Annotated in this window: 11 protein-coding genes and 1 tRNA gene; 3 read left to right on the forward strand and 9 right to left on the reverse strand. The window is 50.2% G+C overall.

Going from position 1 to position 17,423, the window contains the following annotated elements:
• On the forward strand, positions 1-2,032 hold a 2,032-nt coding region (gene secD, locus HMPREF0645_RS09165), incomplete at its 5' end, for a protein translocase subunit SecD (protein WP_007174699.1).
• A 149-nt stretch (positions 2,033-2,181) separates the two neighbouring features.
• Positions 2,182-4,674 (forward strand): zinc-dependent metalloprotease, encoded by a 2,493-nt coding sequence (locus HMPREF0645_RS09170; RefSeq protein WP_007174700.1) that lies wholly within the window; start codon positions 2,182-2,184, stop codon positions 4,672-4,674.
• 40 nt (positions 4,675-4,714) lie between these two features.
• On the opposite strand, the gene HMPREF0645_RS09175 is transcribed toward HMPREF0645_RS09170, so the two are convergent.
• From HMPREF0645_RS09175 to HMPREF0645_RS09205, 7 genes are all read right to left on the reverse strand, one after another.
• Positions 4,715-5,515: an ADP-ribosylglycohydrolase family protein gene (locus HMPREF0645_RS09175; RefSeq protein ID WP_007174701.1), complete on the reverse strand. Its 801-nt coding sequence runs from the start codon at positions 5,513-5,515 to the stop codon at positions 4,715-4,717.
• Between the two features lie 180 nt (positions 5,516-5,695).
• Positions 5,696-5,770: transfer RNA gene (locus HMPREF0645_RS09180), tRNA-Arg, on the reverse strand.
• A gap of 569 nt (positions 5,771-6,339) precedes the next feature.
• On the reverse strand, positions 6,340-7,233 hold the full coding sequence (locus HMPREF0645_RS09185) for a glycosyltransferase family 2 protein (RefSeq protein ID WP_007174702.1): 894 nt from the start codon (positions 7,231-7,233) through the stop codon (positions 6,340-6,342).
• Between the two features lie 130 nt (positions 7,234-7,363).
• On the reverse strand, positions 7,364-7,975 hold the full coding sequence (locus HMPREF0645_RS09190) for a non-canonical purine NTP diphosphatase (protein ID WP_007174703.1): 612 nt from the start codon (positions 7,973-7,975) through the stop codon (positions 7,364-7,366).
• A gap of 88 nt (positions 7,976-8,063) precedes the next feature.
• Positions 8,064-9,047 carry a YitT family protein gene (locus HMPREF0645_RS09195; RefSeq protein WP_007174704.1) on the reverse strand — a complete coding sequence of 328 codons (984 nt, stop codon included), beginning with the start codon at positions 9,045-9,047 and terminating at the stop codon, positions 8,064-8,066.
• Between the two features lie 188 nt (positions 9,048-9,235).
• Positions 9,236-12,097 carry a leucine--tRNA ligase gene (leuS, locus tag HMPREF0645_RS09200; RefSeq protein ID WP_007174705.1) on the reverse strand — a complete coding sequence of 954 codons (2,862 nt, stop codon included), beginning with the start codon at positions 12,095-12,097 and terminating at the stop codon, positions 9,236-9,238.
• Positions 12,098-12,331: 234 nt separating this feature from the next.
• Positions 12,332-12,955, reverse strand: coding sequence for a DUF4294 domain-containing protein (locus tag HMPREF0645_RS09205; RefSeq protein ID WP_083793826.1), 624 nt, complete (start codon positions 12,953-12,955; stop codon positions 12,332-12,334).
• A 319-nt stretch (positions 12,956-13,274) separates the two neighbouring features.
• Here HMPREF0645_RS09205 and HMPREF0645_RS09210 point away from each other — a divergent pair, with 319 nt between their 5' ends.
• On the forward strand, positions 13,275-15,269 hold the full coding sequence (locus HMPREF0645_RS09210; protein ID WP_044123547.1) for a ComEA family DNA-binding protein: 1,995 nt from the start codon (positions 13,275-13,277) through the stop codon (positions 15,267-15,269).
• 40 nt (positions 15,270-15,309) lie between these two features.
• Here the strand turns inward: HMPREF0645_RS09210 and HMPREF0645_RS09215 are convergent, their stop codons facing one another.
• Both HMPREF0645_RS09215 and HMPREF0645_RS09220 read right to left on the reverse strand, forming a co-directional pair.
• A complete protein-coding gene (locus HMPREF0645_RS09215; RefSeq protein ID WP_007174709.1) occupies positions 15,310-16,284 on the reverse strand; it encodes a phosphatase PAP2 family protein in 975 nt (324 codons plus the stop codon).
• Positions 16,285-16,299: 15 nt separating this feature from the next.
• Positions 16,300-17,295, reverse strand: coding sequence for an NAD-dependent epimerase/dehydratase family protein (locus HMPREF0645_RS09220; RefSeq protein ID WP_007174710.1), 996 nt, complete (start codon positions 17,293-17,295; stop codon positions 16,300-16,302).
• Positions 17,296-17,423: the final 128 nt, after the last annotated feature.

Raw genomic sequence — 17,423 nt, forward strand, 5'->3', positions numbered from 1 at the left:
TGCCATCAACAAATTGATTTACGGAGACCTCGCTAAGCAGGTATTGCCTTCAGATATGAAGCTGCTATGGAGTGCCAAGCCGGCCGACGGCATCTCTGCCAAGAACATTTTTGAGCTTCATGCCCTCAAGGTGACCACCACCACCGGACGCGCTCCGTTGGAGGGTGACGTAGTAACCGATGCCTCAGACCAATTCAACAACATGAGTGGACAGCCCGAGGTGAGCATGACTATGAACTCTGAAGGTGCACGCCGGTGGGCCGAACTGACCAAGGCCAACGTAGGCAAGGCCATCGCCATCGTGCTCGACGGCGTGGTTTACTCAGCTCCTCGAGTGAATGGAGAGATTAGCGGCGGACAGTCATCCATCAGTGGAAACTTCACCGTTGAAGACACCAAGGACTTGGCCAACACCCTGAAGTCCGGACGTATGCCTGCTCCTGCACACATCGTACAGGAAGAAGTGGTAGGTCCTACGCTTGGTGCGCAGTCGATTCAGCAGGGTGTTGTGTCGTTCATCATTGCCTTTGTGCTGCTGATTATCTACATGCTCGCCATGTACAACATCATTCCGGGGTCTATCGCCGTGGGTGCATTGATCATCAACGTGTTCTTTACCTTAGGAATCCTGACGTCGTTCCAAGCCGCGTTGACCATGTCGGGTATTGCCGGTATGGTGCTGTCGCTGGGTACGGCAGTGGATGCCAACGTGCTCATCTATGAGCGCATCAAAGAAGAACTGCGTGGAGGCAAAGGCATGAAGCAAGCTATCAGCGCAGGTTACAGCAACGCTTTCTCGGCTATTTTCGACTCCAACCTGACATCAATCATCACCGGTGTCATCCTCTACGTATTCGGCACAGGCCCCATCCGCGGCTTCGCCACCACATGGATCATCGGTATTGCGTGCTCATTCTTCAGTGCAGTATACCTCACCCGCTTGGTTTACGAATACAAACTCAACAAGGATAAATGGCTTAACCTGAAGTTCTGGACCGGCATCTCTAAGAATATGATGCAGGACACTAACTTTAAGTTTATGTCCATGTACAAGAAGACCTTCACCGTTGCTATCGCAGCAGCCGTTGTCTTCATTGGCAGCTTCGTGGTTCGGGGTCTTGCACAGAGCATCGACTTCACCGGAGGCCGCAACTATGTCATTGCTTTCGAGAAGAATACAGAACCAGAGCAGGTGCGCGAAGTGTTGGTTAAGACCTTCCCCGGTGCTACCACAGGAGCTCTTTCCTTGGGTACAGACAACAAGACCATCCGCGTTTCTACCAACTACAAGATTGAGTCCAGCAGCACAACCGTTGATGACGAAGTAGAGGAAATGCTTTACAATGGCTTGAAACGTGCCGGTCTGGTAACCCAGAATAGCGTGGAAACCTTCAAGAATCCTGATGTACGACAGGGTGGTTCCATCATCAGCTCTTCAAAGGTAGGACCCTCCGTGGCCAAGGATGTGACCTATGGGGCTATCATCAGTGTGCTTATCGCCCTGATTGCCATCTTCCTTTACATCCTGCTTCGTTTCCGCAATGTGGCATTCTCCGTAGGTTCTACCGTTGCACTGACACTCGACGCACTGACCGTCATCGGCTTGTTCTCACTGCTACAGGGAATCATGCCATTCTCACTCGAGGTAGATCAAACCTTTATCGGTGCGGTACTGACGGTGATTGGTTACTCCATCAACGACAAGGTGGTGGTGTTCGACCGTATCCGTGAGAACCTCAAGTTGCATCCCAAACAGGATATCCAGTCGTTGTTCAACGACTCTATCAACCAGACCTTGGCTCGTACCATCAACACCTCGCTCTCTACGCTGATTGTGTTGCTGTGTATCCTGTTCCTCGGTGGCAAGAGCATCCAGCCATTCGCTTTCGCCATGACCTTGGGTGTAATCTTCGGAACGCTTAGCTCCATCTTCATTGCGTCTCCCATCGCCTACATCGTGATGGGTCGCAAGATTCAGAATCAGCAAGCTGAAGAGGAGGCACAAATGGCCTTACAGAACGCAGAAGCATAAAGAGAAACAGAAAACTCTTCCCTGATGGAAGATTAATAATTGATTAAAACCATCTCCCGCACGATGATGTTGTGGGAGGTGGCTTTTTCTTTTTCAATTATTTTCTTAGACAAAGACTAATATTCCTCACCTTATTATATACTGTAACAATGAACAAACTCAAGACTCTTATCATCGCACTGGCATGGATAGCACCATCTATCACACTGGCAGCTAATCCCATGCCGGACAACAAAACCATTCAAACCAGCACAGACTCACTCAGGACTGACTCGGCGAGCAACAAAGAGGATAAAGAAAAGGACAAGAAAGTCAACGAATATGACAAGCTCATCAAGAAGGGAGGTAGCTATCAGAAGGGTATCTTCGATGTGCGTCATATCGACAAAGACTGGTACTTCGAGATTCCTGAATCCGTCTTGGGGCGCCTTTTCCTCACGGTCACCCGCTTCACAGCCGTGCCCGAAAAGTTTAGCAAACTCGTGGGCGAGGAGGTTCAGCGCAATACCATTTATTTTGAAAAACGCGACGATAAGACGCTACTGCTCCGGTCTTACGTGCGATCCACTTTTACAAAAGATGGCGACGACATCGCCGGACTTGTGGACTTGGCGACCGTTGACCCCATTGTCGAGAAATTTAATATCATCGGCACCAATCCAAAAACCAAGCACATGCTCATCAAGGTTACTTCACTATTCAGCACCGACAATAAAATTGGCGGACTCACATCGTCCGACCGCACCATTGTGAAACTCGGTGCCCTGAAGGACAACCTCACCTTTATCGATACCATACGCACCTATCCTATCAACGCTGAGGTGTCCACCCTGCGCACATACAGTGTCAGCACCAGCATTGTACCGGCATCGCGAACCGGATACATCACACTATCGCTCAACACCAGCATTGTCCAGCTTCCCGAAGTACCGATGAAAGCGAGGCTGGCCGATGAGCGCGTAGGATACTTCGAGAACAGAATCACACATTTTTCAGACGACAACCCCACCAAACACGAAGCAGTCATCTCACGCTTCCGCCTCATACCCAAAGACAAAAAAGCGTATGCAGCAGGCAGACTTACGGAGCCGGAGAAGCAAATCGTTTACTATATTGACCCGGCCACACCCAAAAAATGGGTACCCTATCTCATGCAAGGCATTGATGACTGGAACGTGGCCTTCGAGGCAGCAGGATTCAAGAACGCCATCACGGCCAAGGAATGGCCTAACGATCCCGACATGAGCGTGGACGACGCGCGCTTCTGCATGATTCGCTACCTGCCCTCTGAAACCGAGAATGCTTATGGCCCACGCATCGTCGACCCGCGAAGCGGAGAGATTATCGAGAGTCACATCTGCTGGTACCACAACGTGATTAGCCTCCTTCGGAAATGGTATATCACACAATGCGGCCCGCTGGACAAACGTGCACAGCGCTGGCAGCTTGACGATGAACTCATGGGCCAGCTCATCCGCTTCGTGTCGTCCCACGAGGTAGGCCATTCGCTGGGCCTGCGCCATAACATGGTTGCATCGTCTGCAACGCCGGTGGAGAAACTACGCGACAAGAAATGGGTCGAGAAGTATGGCCATACGGCCAGTATCATGGACTATGCCCGATTCAACTACGTAGCTCAGCCCGAGGATCACATAGCACCAAAAGGACTCTTCCCACGCATCAACGACTACGATCGATGGGCTATCAAATGGGGTTACCAATACCGACCGGAGTTTAAAACCCCCGTTGAGGAGCAGAAGGCCTTGCGTTCGGAGGTGACACGCAAGCTGAAGAACAACGTTCGACTGCACTATATTGGTGATGAGGGACGAGGGGATGACCCACGCTCGCAAACCGAAGACCTCGGCGACAACTCAATGAAAGCAAGCGAATATGGCATCATCAACCTCAAGCGAGTGATGGACAAGATTGAAAAATGGACAGCCCAGGACGATGACAAGACCGACAATCTCACGGAACTGCACGAAAGCGTATGCGGACAGTTCCAACGTTATGTTGGTCATGTGCAACGCAACATCAACGGCCGATACACTAACAACTTCCCCTGCGAGAGAAGATTCGAGTCTGTTCCCAAAAAGCGACAGCAGGAAGCTGTTGACTGGATGGGTCGTTACGTATTCGATGCACCCTTGTGGCTCTATCCCGACGGCGTCGTGACCAAGACCGGTATCGATGCCGAGAGCGAAATGACAGCACGGAGCAACAAAGTGCTGGGCTATATGCTCATGCCAGCCACACTCCACAGCTTGAGCAAAAACAGCCTCACAGCCTCTGAACCATACCCTGTAGACGAATATCTTGACGATGTGTTCAAAAGCGTGTGGAAACCGATGTCCAACACGGACGAGCGTCGCAATTCATGCCGTCGACAGCTGGAACGAACCTATATAGAGGCACTCAACACAATTGTCAATCCCACGGAGAAGCAACTCGCAAGCCTGTCATCGGATTCGCGGCGCTCAGACGCTGTGCTCTACGTGCTTCAGCACCTGAACACGATCGAGAATTTCTGTAAGCAGCAGAAAGTCAACTGCGCAACAGGCAGCATCAACGCCCTGCATTACGATAACATGCTGATGCAAGTAAACAAGATTCGTGAAAAAAACAAACAGGCCAAGTAAAACTTGGCCTGACTCAAGAGGGTGGGCTTGGCACACCCTCTTATCGTTCCATTTCGTTTTGCACAACCGTGCAAAACTTCTGCACCACATCGAGCATATCGGGTTCCAGATAGTCGCATGCCTTTTCATAGAACGACTCTGGAATCTTATAGAAAGCCTCGGCTATCGAGCCGCAGATGGCTGCCTTGGTGTCAGCATCTCCCTGAGCCATCACTGCCTTTCGGATAGCATCCTCAAAGCTGTCGCTATTGAGAAAGCAGCGTATGGCCCAAGGCACCGTTTCCTGGCATGAGGCATCGAAATGCCCCTGTGCACCTATCTTGTAGATATCGCGGAGAGGTGGAATGTCATAACCGAATTTACGTTTCACCGCACTTTCCACTTCTTCCTTGGTGATTCGGCACGTGCGAAGCCAATAAATCAGCGTTGCGACACACTGCGCACCCCGGATGGCCTCAGGGTGCAGATGGCTGCATATAGCCGACCGTTTGGCCTCGTTCAGCACCTCGTGATAGTCGCTGTAGAGCCAGCCAACGGCAGACACTCGCATGGCTGCCCCATTTCCCCATGAATTGTGTGGAATGGGCGAGTCTGAGCGCAGCCACTCGGCAAACATGTTGCCGTATGCGCCCTTGGGATGGGGATAGCGGTTGCCCCAGTCGTGCAGGGCATCTTTGTATTCCCTGTGGCTGAGAATCGCGTCGGCCACAGCAACCGTCATCACAGTGTCGTCAGTGTAATCACACTGTGGCTTATCCATAAACAAGGTGAACTGTTCTTTCGGTGTTTCGTCGAATTCAAATCGCGAACCCACAATATCTCCAATAATTGCTCCAAGCATAGGCGTTGTTTGTAGTTTTAGGATTCAGATAAACGGTACATTAGCCGTACCATCATGTTTTGCAAAGATAACCCAAAGATGTATAACCTCCAAGTGATTTCTCGGTTTTATTGACCTATAAGCACATGGTCAACCCAACTGCCAAACAAAATTACGGTAAAAAAACGGACGTTGCATACTTGGTACTCCGACCGGGAATCGAACCCGGATCAAAGGTTTAGGAAACCTCCGTTCTATCCATTGAACTATCAGAGCATGTTCGTTGTATTGCAGTTGCAAAGATAATTGTTTTTTTCCTGATTAACTAAGAATTAGATGAAAAAGAGGGAAAATTGAAATTTTCAACACGGATGTCCAACTTTTTTCAGACTTCCAATCCCTGCGATACTTTCAGGTGATGTGAAAAAGAATTACCAATTTTCAGAGAAATTTTTCGTAACATCCAGAGAAAAATGCGCCATGTTTTAGCCATGAAAATCGGTTAGGCTGAGCGGTTTTATTTTGAGAACATGGTGGTTAGAGCCTTTCGATGGTGCGGTTCGGGCTTCGTGGCCATGCGTTGAAGCCCTTCGAGCACTGCGATTAAGCTTTCATCACGATGCCGTTCGATAGTTAATCGCAGACGAAAAAGTAGAGAGGGTTAGACGGGTATTAATAAATGTTTGATTATCAAAATGTTGCCAAATGGCTTAGATTTCCCGAATTTCAGTCCAAAGGAAAAGATTTTTTAAATTTGGGAAATAGGGAAGCTTGTTTGTCAAGAAAAAACACCGACAAAAAAACTTCAGGATTCTCAAAACCGAAACGGGAACACAACGCCGCATTCAGCGTTTGCCCAAGCGCTCGTTGATGCCGTCGGTATAGGCTTGCCACAGCATGGCGAGATCGCTTGGCTGCCAGGCGGATGTAAAAGGCATCGTGAGCAGGGCAGGAAAGTAATAGCCCAACATGCCGATAAAGCTCCGCAGATAGCGCACGCCCCAGTTGCGGCCATAATGATGATTGAGATAGGCCGAATTGCGCACTTGGTAATATCGTTTCCATTTCTTCTTCCGGTTGCGCTCGGCCCAGCCGTCCGTGCTGAAAAAAACGTGCTTGTCCATCAGTGCATGGGGCACATAGAGCAACTTGAAGCCGGCTAAATGGGCGCGCAGGCAGTAGTCGGTGTCATCGCAGAAAATAAACAAGTCCTTGTTGGGCAGCCCAATGCTTTCCACCACCTTCCGCGAGATAAACGGCCCCTCAAAGTCACAGCCCACAATCGGTGTGATATCCGATATCTGTCTTCCGGCCAGTTTCCGACCGTGCAGACTTGCCAAGGGGTTAGTGAAGTTGTATTTCTGGAACTCGTGGGTGAAGACCTTGCCATCGGACAAGCGGCGCGGCGACATGATGCCCACACCGGGGTATGCCGTGTGTTGCAGCAGTCGTTCTAAGCAATCGGGATGGGGCACGACATCATCGTCCATACACCATATCCAGTCGGCACCCTCGTCGTAGGCTTTCTTGATGCCCGTATAGAAACCACCAGATCCGCCTACATTGTCTTGGTGGACCACATTGAGATTAGTCTGAGCTTCGAGCCACTCCCGGGTACCGTCGGTAGAGCCATTGTTGACAACAATGATGTCTGACAGGTTGTTCTTGCGCAGACCATCGACTACTTTTCTGAGCAATTCGAGACGGTTATAGGTCACAACAACAGCGGTAATCTTCATAGCAGAACAAGGATTAGAAGGTTCAGTTTCCGGGCAAAGACCGCGGTGTGTGGAGAGCGCGGAAACCAATGACACATGTAAAGGAGGTTACTGGGGTCGACCGGGAGGCTTTCCCGGCTCATGCGTGGAGTTAGCGGCGGGCAGCCAGCTGTCTGAGATAGTCGGCCAGCTTCATCACGGCCTTTGCTCTATGACTGATTTGGTTTTTCACCTCTTCGCCGAGTTCGGCAAAGCTCTTGTCATAGCCTTCGGGAATGAAGATGGGGTCGTAGCCGAAGCCGCTGGAGCCATGCTTGCTGGTGTCTATACGGCCGCGCACTTCTCCTTCAAATTGTATTTCCCGATAGTTGGACGGGGATTCTCCCTTCACCTCGAGCAACGAAATGACCGTACGGAAACGTGCTGTGCGGTTCTCCTTGCCCTCCAACTCGTGCAGGAGTTTGGCCATGTTGGCCTCGCTGTCGTGGTCGGTACCCTCAGCATAACGGGCTGAATGCACACCGGGTGCCCCACCGAGCGCTTCTACTTCGAGCCCGGTGTCGTCAGCAAAGCAATTGATGTGGTAGTTGGTCATGATGTATTCAGCCTTTTGGCGAGCATTTTCCTCAAGCGTGTCGCCCGTTTCGGGTATGTCGACATGGCAGCCAATGTCGGCGAGAGAAACTATTTCGAAATCACTGCCGAGGATTTCGCGTATTTCCCGGAGTTTGTTGGGGTTGTTGGTGGCGAATACTATTTTCATATTGATTGAGGTTTGTTGCAACCGATCAGCATCTGTGAAGCGGTTGAAAAAAATTAGAGCAGCATAGAAAGCAGCTGCCCGGGGAGTGTCATGAGAGAGTTTTGTCCGCTGAAGGAGGCTGCCTGCGTATCTTGTTTTGTGCCGGATGGTTCTTGGGAATCTTTACCTTGATATTATCAAAGCCCTCGCCATACACTCCGATAACAGAACTTTGGCTCACGAATGCGTTGGGGTCGATCATCTTGATGAGTCGGAATATGGATGTGCTTTCACGCTTTTTGGCCAAGATACACAGCACTTTGAGTTCCTGTCCGGAATACCATCCGTGCCCATCGAGAATCGTCACGCCATGATCCATGTGCGTCCCGATGGCGTTGGCAATCTCCATATATTTCTTCGAGAAAATCATAAACTGCACAGATTCCCGTCGGGCATTCATCACATAGTCGAGCATAAAGTTCTCGACAACCATCGTGCACAATCCGAAGACCACCTTGTGGATACGACTCAGCCCATCGCCGAACTGTGGAACAAACAGGCAACTGCCAATGATACAAAGGTCTACGGCAATGAGCACTTGGCCGAGTGAGAAGTTGTAATACTTGTTGACCGATGCGGCAATGATGTCGGTTCCACCGGTTGAACCGTTGTTCATAAACACGATAGCCAGTGAGCTTCCGGTCATGGTACAGCCGATGAGCAGCGACATGAAGTCCTGTCCTTCGCCCAATATCCTGACATACCTACCGGCGGCATCAACGGGCATAAGTTCCTGTACGACCCATAGTAGGAAAGATAGCATGAATATGGCGTAGATGGTCTTCATCAGAAACTTTATGCCCAATATCTTCAGTGCCAATGCCAACAGTACGGCATTGATGACGAAGTAGCTGTCTTGTATTGGGATACGAACGGCATAGAAAATGATAGCGGCCATACCTGTAACTCCGCCCGTTACAATCTCGTATGGCAGTAGGAAAATTCCCCATGCAAAGGCATACAGCATCAGGCCGAAGGTGATGAAAATATAGTCCTTAGCCTCGTTGAAAATTATCCGGTGGTCAATAGTCATGATGTTTGGAGGAGTTAAAGGTTAAAGGAGTGGAAGGAATGAAGGGGCAGGGAATCGTCGCCTCTTTGGAAGGCGACCGCCCAATGCCTGTTCAACGGAAACGCATGGGGACTCTCCTCTCGGGAGAATCAATCTTTGGTTCTATGCTTCCCTTCATTTCTTCAACTCCTCAAAGACGGCTTGTGGTGTTATTTCACCACAATGTTGATAATCTTTCCGGGTACCACGATGACCTTCACCACGTGTTTACCATCAGTATATTTGGCAGTGCGGTCATCGTCGAGGGTCTGCTTCTCGATAGTCTGCTTGTCTGCATCGGCAGCAAAGGTCTTTTGAAAGCGTGCCTTGCCATTGAAGCTCACAGTCATCTGAACCTCATTTTCCACGAGGTAATCCTCGTTCCAGGTCGGCCATTGGGCATCGAAGACCGAGCCCTCCTGACCCAAACGCTCCCACAACTCTTCGGCGATATGGGGTGCGAAGGGCGAGATAAGCACCACAAGCAGTTGCAGCAGTTCGCGGCTATGACACTTCTGCTGCCCCAATTCGTTCACGCAGATCATGAAAGCCGAGATACTTGTGTTATAGGAGAAATCCTCAATATCTTTTGTCACCTTCTTGATGAGTTTGTGAACGCTCTTCAGGCTTTCTGCTGTCGGCTTCGAATCGTCTGCCAATGCCTCGCCCGTTCGGTTGTTGAAGAACAGGTTCCAGAACTTTCTCAGGAAACGGAAGCAACCGTCAATACCATTGGTATCCCACGGCTTGCTAGCCTCCACGGGGCCGAGGAACATCTCGTAGAGACGCAGCGTATCGGCTCCGTAGTCGCGGATAATATCGTCGGGATTCACCACATTGTACATCGATTTCGACATTTTCTCCACGGCCCATCCGCAGATATACTTGCCGTCCTCGAGGATAAACTCCGCATTTTGGTATTCAGGACGCCAGTTTCTGAACTCCTCCACGTCGAGCACATCGTTCTTTACGAGGTTTACCCACACGTGGATAGGCGTCACTTCCTTATAGTTTCCACGCAGGTTGTAACTCACAAACACAGGTTTTTCGGTGGTGCTGAGTTCTTCTACGCGATAAACGAAGTTGCTTCGACCCTGAATCATGCCTTGGTTGATGAGCTTCTGGAACGGTTCTTCCTCGCAGATCACGCCCAGATCGTACAGGAATTTATTCCAGAATCGACTGTAGATCAGGTGTCCCGTGGCATGCTCCGTACCGCCTACGTAGAGGTCTACGTGCCTCCAGTATTCGGCTGCCGACCGACTAACCAGTTCGTGGTCGTTGTGCGGATCCATGTATCTCAGGTAATAGGCACTCGAACCGGCAAATCCCGGCATGGTGTACAGGTCGAGGGGGAACACCGTGCGTTCGTTGATTTTGTCATTCTCCACGACCTCGCGTTTCTCGGTATCCCATGCCCACTTCTCTGCTCTACCCAATGGGGGTTCCCCGTTCTCAGTGGGTTTGTACTCCCTGATCTCAGGCAACTCGATGGGCAGACACTCCTCGGGAATCATTCTGGGAATGCCATTGTCGTAGTAAACAGGGAAAGGCTCACCCCAATAACGCTGTCGGGAGAAGGTGGCATCACGCAAACGATAGTTCACCTTCATCCTACCGATACCCTCATCAGCCACGAATTTCTTGGTCGCCTCAATGGCTTCCTTCACCGTCAAACCGTTCAGCGAGAAGTTCTTGAAGCTGTCTTTTCCCTCCTTGGGCGAGTTGGTCACGGTGCCTTCCTTGGCATCAAAACTCTCCTCTGACACGTCAACGCCTTCGATCAGTGGGATGATGGGCAGGCCGAAATGCTTGGCAAAGGCATAGTCGCGACTGTCGTGGGCTGGCACTGCCATGATGGCTCCGGTGCCATAGCCGGACAACACATACTCCGACACCCAAATAGGGATCGGCTCTCCGGTGAAGGGGTTGATGGCATAGGAGCCTGTAAAGACTCCCGTCACCCTATGATCAGACATGCGATCGATCTCCGTGCGCTTCTTCACATACTCCAAATAGTTTTCCACTTCGGCTTTCTGCCCGTCTGTTGTGACCTCCTTCACATAGTCAGACTCGGGTGCAAGTACCATGAAAGTCACGCCAAAAATGGTATCGGCACGGGTTGTGAATATCGTTATGGCAGATTCTGAGTTTTGAATTTTAAACTCCATCTCGGTACCTTCTGAACGTCCAATCCAGTTTTTCTGGGTTTCAGTGATGGAGTCGCTCCACTCCACGGTGTCAAGACCTTGGAGCAATCGCTGAGCGTAGGCCGAGACGCGGAGACACCATTGGCTCATTTTCTTCTGAACAACGGGGAATCCACCGCGTTCCGACACACCGTCCACCACCTCGTCGTTGGCCAAGACAGTACCCAGTCCGGCGCACCAGTTCACCATCGTTTCACCCTTGTAGGCAATACGATAGTTCATCAGGGTGTCGGATTGCTGTCTCTCATCCATCTTCTTCCACTCCTCGGCAGTAAAACTGATGGTGTCGTCGCTCTGTGCAACGTTAAGGCCTTCCGTCCCCTTGGCCTCGAGATGACTGATCAGATCCTCGATAGGCATAGCCTTGTTCAAGTTCTTGTCAAAGAAGGAATTGAACATTTTCTGGAACGCCCACTGTGTCCAATGATAATATTTGGGGTCACAGGTGCGAATCTCCCGGTCCCAATCGAAGCAGAACCCAATCTTGTCGAGCTGCTCGCGATAACGCGCGATGTTGGTTTCGGTGGTGATGGCCGGGTGCTGTCCGGTCTGTATGGCATACTGTTCGGCAGGCAGGCCATAGGCATCATATCCCATCGGATTGAGCACATTGAAACCCTGCAGACGCTTGTAGCGTGCATAGATGTCGCTGGCAATATATCCTAACGGATGGCCTACGTGCAAGCCGGCACCGGATGGATAGGGAAACATGTTGAGTACATAGAATTTCCGGCGGTCGGAATCTTCCACAACCCGATAAGTCTTGCGCTCAACCCATTTCTCCTGCCATTTCTGTTCAATTTCCTTGAAATTGTAATCCATTTCCTAATATGTTGTTTTTGTTTTTCAATCTGTAAGCAATGTTTGCAAAGATACAGTAAAATGCAGAAAAAGCAAAGGAAAAAACGGAAAAACAAAAGGCAACTTTCTTTTGTGGTTTACCGTGACTTGGCAAGCCAAACGGTGTGGAGTTAAAGCCATTAAAGATATGCATTGTCCGTTCCACAGGTTGTGAAACGGACACAACCGAAGCCCAACCGGACGACGTCGGCGGTTTCAAAGTTGTCCCGCCTCTACTTGCAGCACCACCCTTTCGGTGAGCCGATCGATTCCGTTGGGATCGTACTGTTTTTTCAGGCTGGCACCAAACACCCATGCAAAAGCCTGATAGAATCCGGCACGAACCGGACCTAAGAATCCCTGAATGAGTTCGTAGCTCGAACTGTTGCACTCGCGATAGATGAGACGGATAAGAAGTTTGCCCTGGCTATAGGTGAGTTTCTTCATGCGTGGGGTGTATTCTTTCTTGATACTCGCCTCCACATTCTTCATGTGTTCATCGCGCGCCTTCTTGTTGGGCAGTGTTTCGAGATAGTCACCGGTCTCGATGATAATCTTGTTGACTTCCTTGGCAATGGGCAACACCTTCTTCACGTTGTACACCAATCGGTTATAAGCTGCGCGCTGCCGGGCATTCTTAAAGGTTGGTTCAGAGAAAACCCACACATTGTTCATCTCCACATACTGTATGGAATCGCCGCCCAACAGCACTTTCCCCACCTTCACCATGGGCACAAACGTGGGGTTATCCATATCCACCTCACGTTCCTCGGGATTGATACGGGTAGGCTTATTGGTCTGGGCATTGATGCTCTGCGACATCGTCAGCAATAAAAACATGAACTGCAGTACTCTCTTCACGTTCACAAAATTACTACCTATTTTGGCGATGGCAAAAAGAAATGATTTAAAAAAAACAAACGCCAGATGACTTATCTTGCTCTCCGCTCATCCTCGAACCGTATTGTCTGCCACGAAAAGCAGCTTGGTCTCGGTTTATGAGCCGTTCTTCCTGCATTCAGACGTAGAATAAGCGGTCATCCAATGGATTTTTTGTAAAATAATCTTCCAATGCGTTGGCAGCATCTTGGCTTTTTATTACTTTTGGAATCAATATCTCCTGATTCGAGCTGTTCAACCTTCTTTCAACACTGACAAAATGAAAAACTTCCTGCTTTTTCTCTGTTTGCTGACTTGGTCCACATCCCTTTATGCCCAGCATACAAAATCGTGGGAGGAATATTTCGACCGGATGGGTCAACAGGAGGATGCCGAATCGGGTGGCTGGGAGCAGATGTACGAGGAACTGTCGGCCATGGCAGCCAACAAATTAGATCTTAACCATTGTACGCGAGAGGAGCTGCGGCGCCTGCCTTTCCTTACGGAGCAGCAGGTTATGGGCATCATCGAGTACCGCGACCGGGCCAAGCGGATAGAAACTCCAATCGAGCTGCGCATGGTTCTGTCGCTCGAACCTCATATCATTGACCTGCTGATGCAGTTTGTGGAGATTCGTCCGGAACTGTCACGCGACACCATACCTTCCATGAATAACATCTGGAAATATGGAAAACACGAGTTGGTGGGGACGCTGAAAGTTCCGTTTTATACCAGAAAAGGCGATGAAAACGGGTATTTAGGCTACAAATATAAGCATTGGTTGCGCTATACTTTTACATCGGGACAGCACGTTAAAGCGGGCTTTGTGGCATCGCAGGATGCCGGTGAACCGTTTTTTGCCGGCAAGAATGCAGCCGGTTACGATTTCTATTCGTTCTACGTGATGCTTCGAAATCTCGGTCGTATCAAGGCCTTGGCTTTGGGCAGATACCGCCTGCGCTTCGGTATGGGGCTTGTACTCAACAACTCTTTCGGACTCGGAAAGGTCAACACACTGGCCATGTTCAGTCGCTCGATCAGTTCTATATTCCCGCATGGCAGCCGCTTGGAGGCTAACTATCTGCAGGGCGCAGCCGCTACTGTGGAACTGGTCAAGGGATTCGACCTCACCGCATTTGCCTCGTGGAGAAAAACAGACGCCACATTGAACCGCGACTCGGTCACCGTGGCGACCCTGCTTCACACGGGATATCACCGCACACCGAGCGAAATGGCTCGTCGGCGCAACACCGCGCAAACGCTCGTGGGCACCCATCTTAATTTCTTCAAGAATGGATTTCATGTGGGTGTAACCGCCCTCCACACTGCTTTCGACCGCGAGTTGCGACCCAACACGATGCAAAACTACCGCCGTTGGTATCCCCAGGGCAAGTCTTTCTGGAATGCTGGGGTGGACTATGGCTACGTTTCGAACCGACTGAACATTTCCGGCGAAACGGCTATTGGACAGCACGGAGCCGTGGCCACCATCAACACGGTCAGCTATCAGCTCATGAGTAACCTGACGCTGACAACACTACAGCGATATTATCCTTATCAATACACGGCCATCTACGGCCAAAGTTTTGCCGAGGGAGGCGCGGTTAACAACGAGAGTGGACTGTATCTGGGTGCGCAATGGGCACCGATACTTGGCATGAATGTCATATTCTATACTGACATGGCTTATTTTGCATGGGCCAAATACCAAGCACAGCAATCATCGCACAGCTGGGATAACTTTGTCCAAACCACCTATACCCACGGCCGTTGGAATCTGCTGGCACGCTATAGGCTCAGGATGCGTGAGCGCGATAATGCCGACAAAACGGCCCTCATTTATAAAAACGAACACCGTGGCAGGCTGGCCGTGGGCTACGATGGCAACCTATGGTCAACCAAAACGCAAGCCGACCTGTCGCTTTGCAACTTCACAACCAGTAGCTTGGGATTCATGTTCTCGGAGGCTTTGGGCTATAGCAGGGGATGCTTGAAACTGAATCTCAATGTGGGTTACTTTAAAACAGACGACTATAACAGCCGAATCTATGTTTATGAAAAGGGAATGCTCTACAGCCTTGCATTTCCTTCGTTCTTCGGGGAGGGCGTGCGGTGTGCCATCAATGCACGTGTGGATATCAGCAGCAAGCTGATGGTTGTTGCCAAGTTAGGCTCCACCAATTATTTTGACCGACAAACCCTGGGCAGTGGCCTGCAGGAAATCCAAGGCAATAACATGACCGACCTGGAGATTCAGATGCGCCTGAAGCTATAGTTACCTCCTGCAGGTCGAGCGTATCCTCAAGGAATAAAGGTTATTTGCAGGGGCGCCGGTTCTTACTACCCTTAGAAACACAACTCCAAAGATAAAAGAAAGCAACGCCAAAAGCAAGTCCGGCAAAAACATCAATAACGTAATGGGCACGGATATACACCGTAGCGAAACAGATGAGCGTGGCAAACGGAAGCAGCCAGAAGAAGAGCTTGCGGCTTCCCGAGCGCCAGGCCAGAAGCAGGCAAACCACCGAGATGCCGACGTGAGAACTGGGGAAGGCGGCCGTGGGATGCTCGCCGGCATCGTGTGCCGCGGTGACAAGATAATAGAACAGGCCATCCTTATAGCCCGGCGACTCCATCATCTCACTGTGAGTGCGGAAATAATCGCCCACGGCGGGGAACACGCCGTTGACAACCTGATTCAGTCCGATAGCCGGATAATAATACATCGGCCCCGTGACAGGCAACACGGCGTATATGGCATAAAATGAGAAAAAAGAGGCGAGAATGATGAATGCCGTGCGCTCGAACTCTCTGTAGCGCTTAAAAAAATAATAGAATGTTACGGTCGCTATGATGGGAAAATAGCTTGCATAGGCCATATCCATCAACTCACTGAAGAATATCTGCGGCATCTTCTCGGCAAATACCAAGGCAGGCTGAAAGCCAAACAGAGCCTCTTCGGCACGGGCAAAGATATGGTCGAGGTTGGAGAAAAGGCAGTTTAAGTAGTAAGTATCAGCATACCACCAACTCAACATCGAGAACTGTAACACAATACGGAGCAGACGGGTCACCCGGCACGGAAGAAGTCTGTAGACTGCCCACATGCCCATCGTGATAGCTCCCATGCGCAATCTTCCCCATATCATGGCATCGGGATTTTCCAATTTGGTCTTGCCAAGCAGCACGATGACGAGCGTGAAGGCCATATAGGCAATAATCACCCATTCCATCGGCATCAGGCCGCGGGAGGAGTCTTTCTCCAATTCGAAATACTTCTTGATATTCATTTCCCGGAAATACAGTTAAAGCCAGTTATTCTCCTTATACCATGCCACAGTCTCCCTCACACCCTTTCGCAGGTCATAGTGAGGATGATAGCCGAGTTCATCGCACGTTGGCTCGATGTCGCATCGCCAATTACGCTGTTTCAGAATGTTGTATTTGTCATTATTGAGGGCCGAAGTCTTGCCAGTGATACGCCCCATGTACTCCCCGCAGAGGGTGACTAAGCGCAAGAGCCACAGCGGAGCCTTGATCCTGATCCACCAGGGAGAGCCCAGCTCCTCGTGAATGCTGTTGCTGAATGCACTGCTTTCGTACACATGGCCATCGGTAAGAAAATACTTACGTCCCGACATTCCGCGGTCGAGGGCAAGAAACACGGCCTGAACCACATCCCTGACATAGACGAAGGTGATGTCCTGTCGCTTGTATCCCACGCTGAAGTCCACATGATCCTTGATGCTCTTGACCATCAGGAAATAGTCTTTCTCACGAGGGCCATACACTCCCGTTGGTCTTAAAACAATATAGTTGAAGTCATTTCCGATGGAGTCCAAAAAGCGTTCAGCCTTCAGCTTGCTCTTGCCATAGGCCGTGTTGGGGCGTGGTATGTCGCTTTCCTCAATCTCGCGGAGGGGTTTCTGTTCGCGTATGGCACCATAAACACCAAGTGTACTGATGTAGATAAAGCGCTTCATGGGCATCCGGAGTTTCAGGATGGCATGCACGAGATTCACCGTTCCCTCATAGTTTATCTTGAAAAATTCGTCAGCATGAAGACATTTGGTCACCCCCGCAGCATGCACGATATAGTCAAAATGGTGACCGTCAAGCTGCTTCATGAGCGTTTTTTCTGACGAAAGGTCAAGCTCCAGGAAATGGATGCGGTCGTCTGTCAGATATCGGCGGGAGCTGGTGCTACGCACGCCTGCCCACGTTTCGAAACCCTGCCTCAGGGCTTCTTCCACGATAAAGCTGCCAATGAATCCGCTGGCACCCGTTACTAAAATCTTCATTCCGTTGTAAACTTATTGGGGATTAATGAGTTCTCCGCTTGTAACTCGTCGGCCGACATCCAATTTTCGGTTACAAAGTTAATACAAATCCCATGAATTGCAAAATAATCAAAATGAAATTAGGAAAG

Source organism: Hallella bergensis DSM 17361 (assembly GCF_000160535.1).
Taxonomy (GTDB): Bacteria; Bacteroidota; Bacteroidia; order Bacteroidales; family Bacteroidaceae; genus Prevotella; species Prevotella bergensis.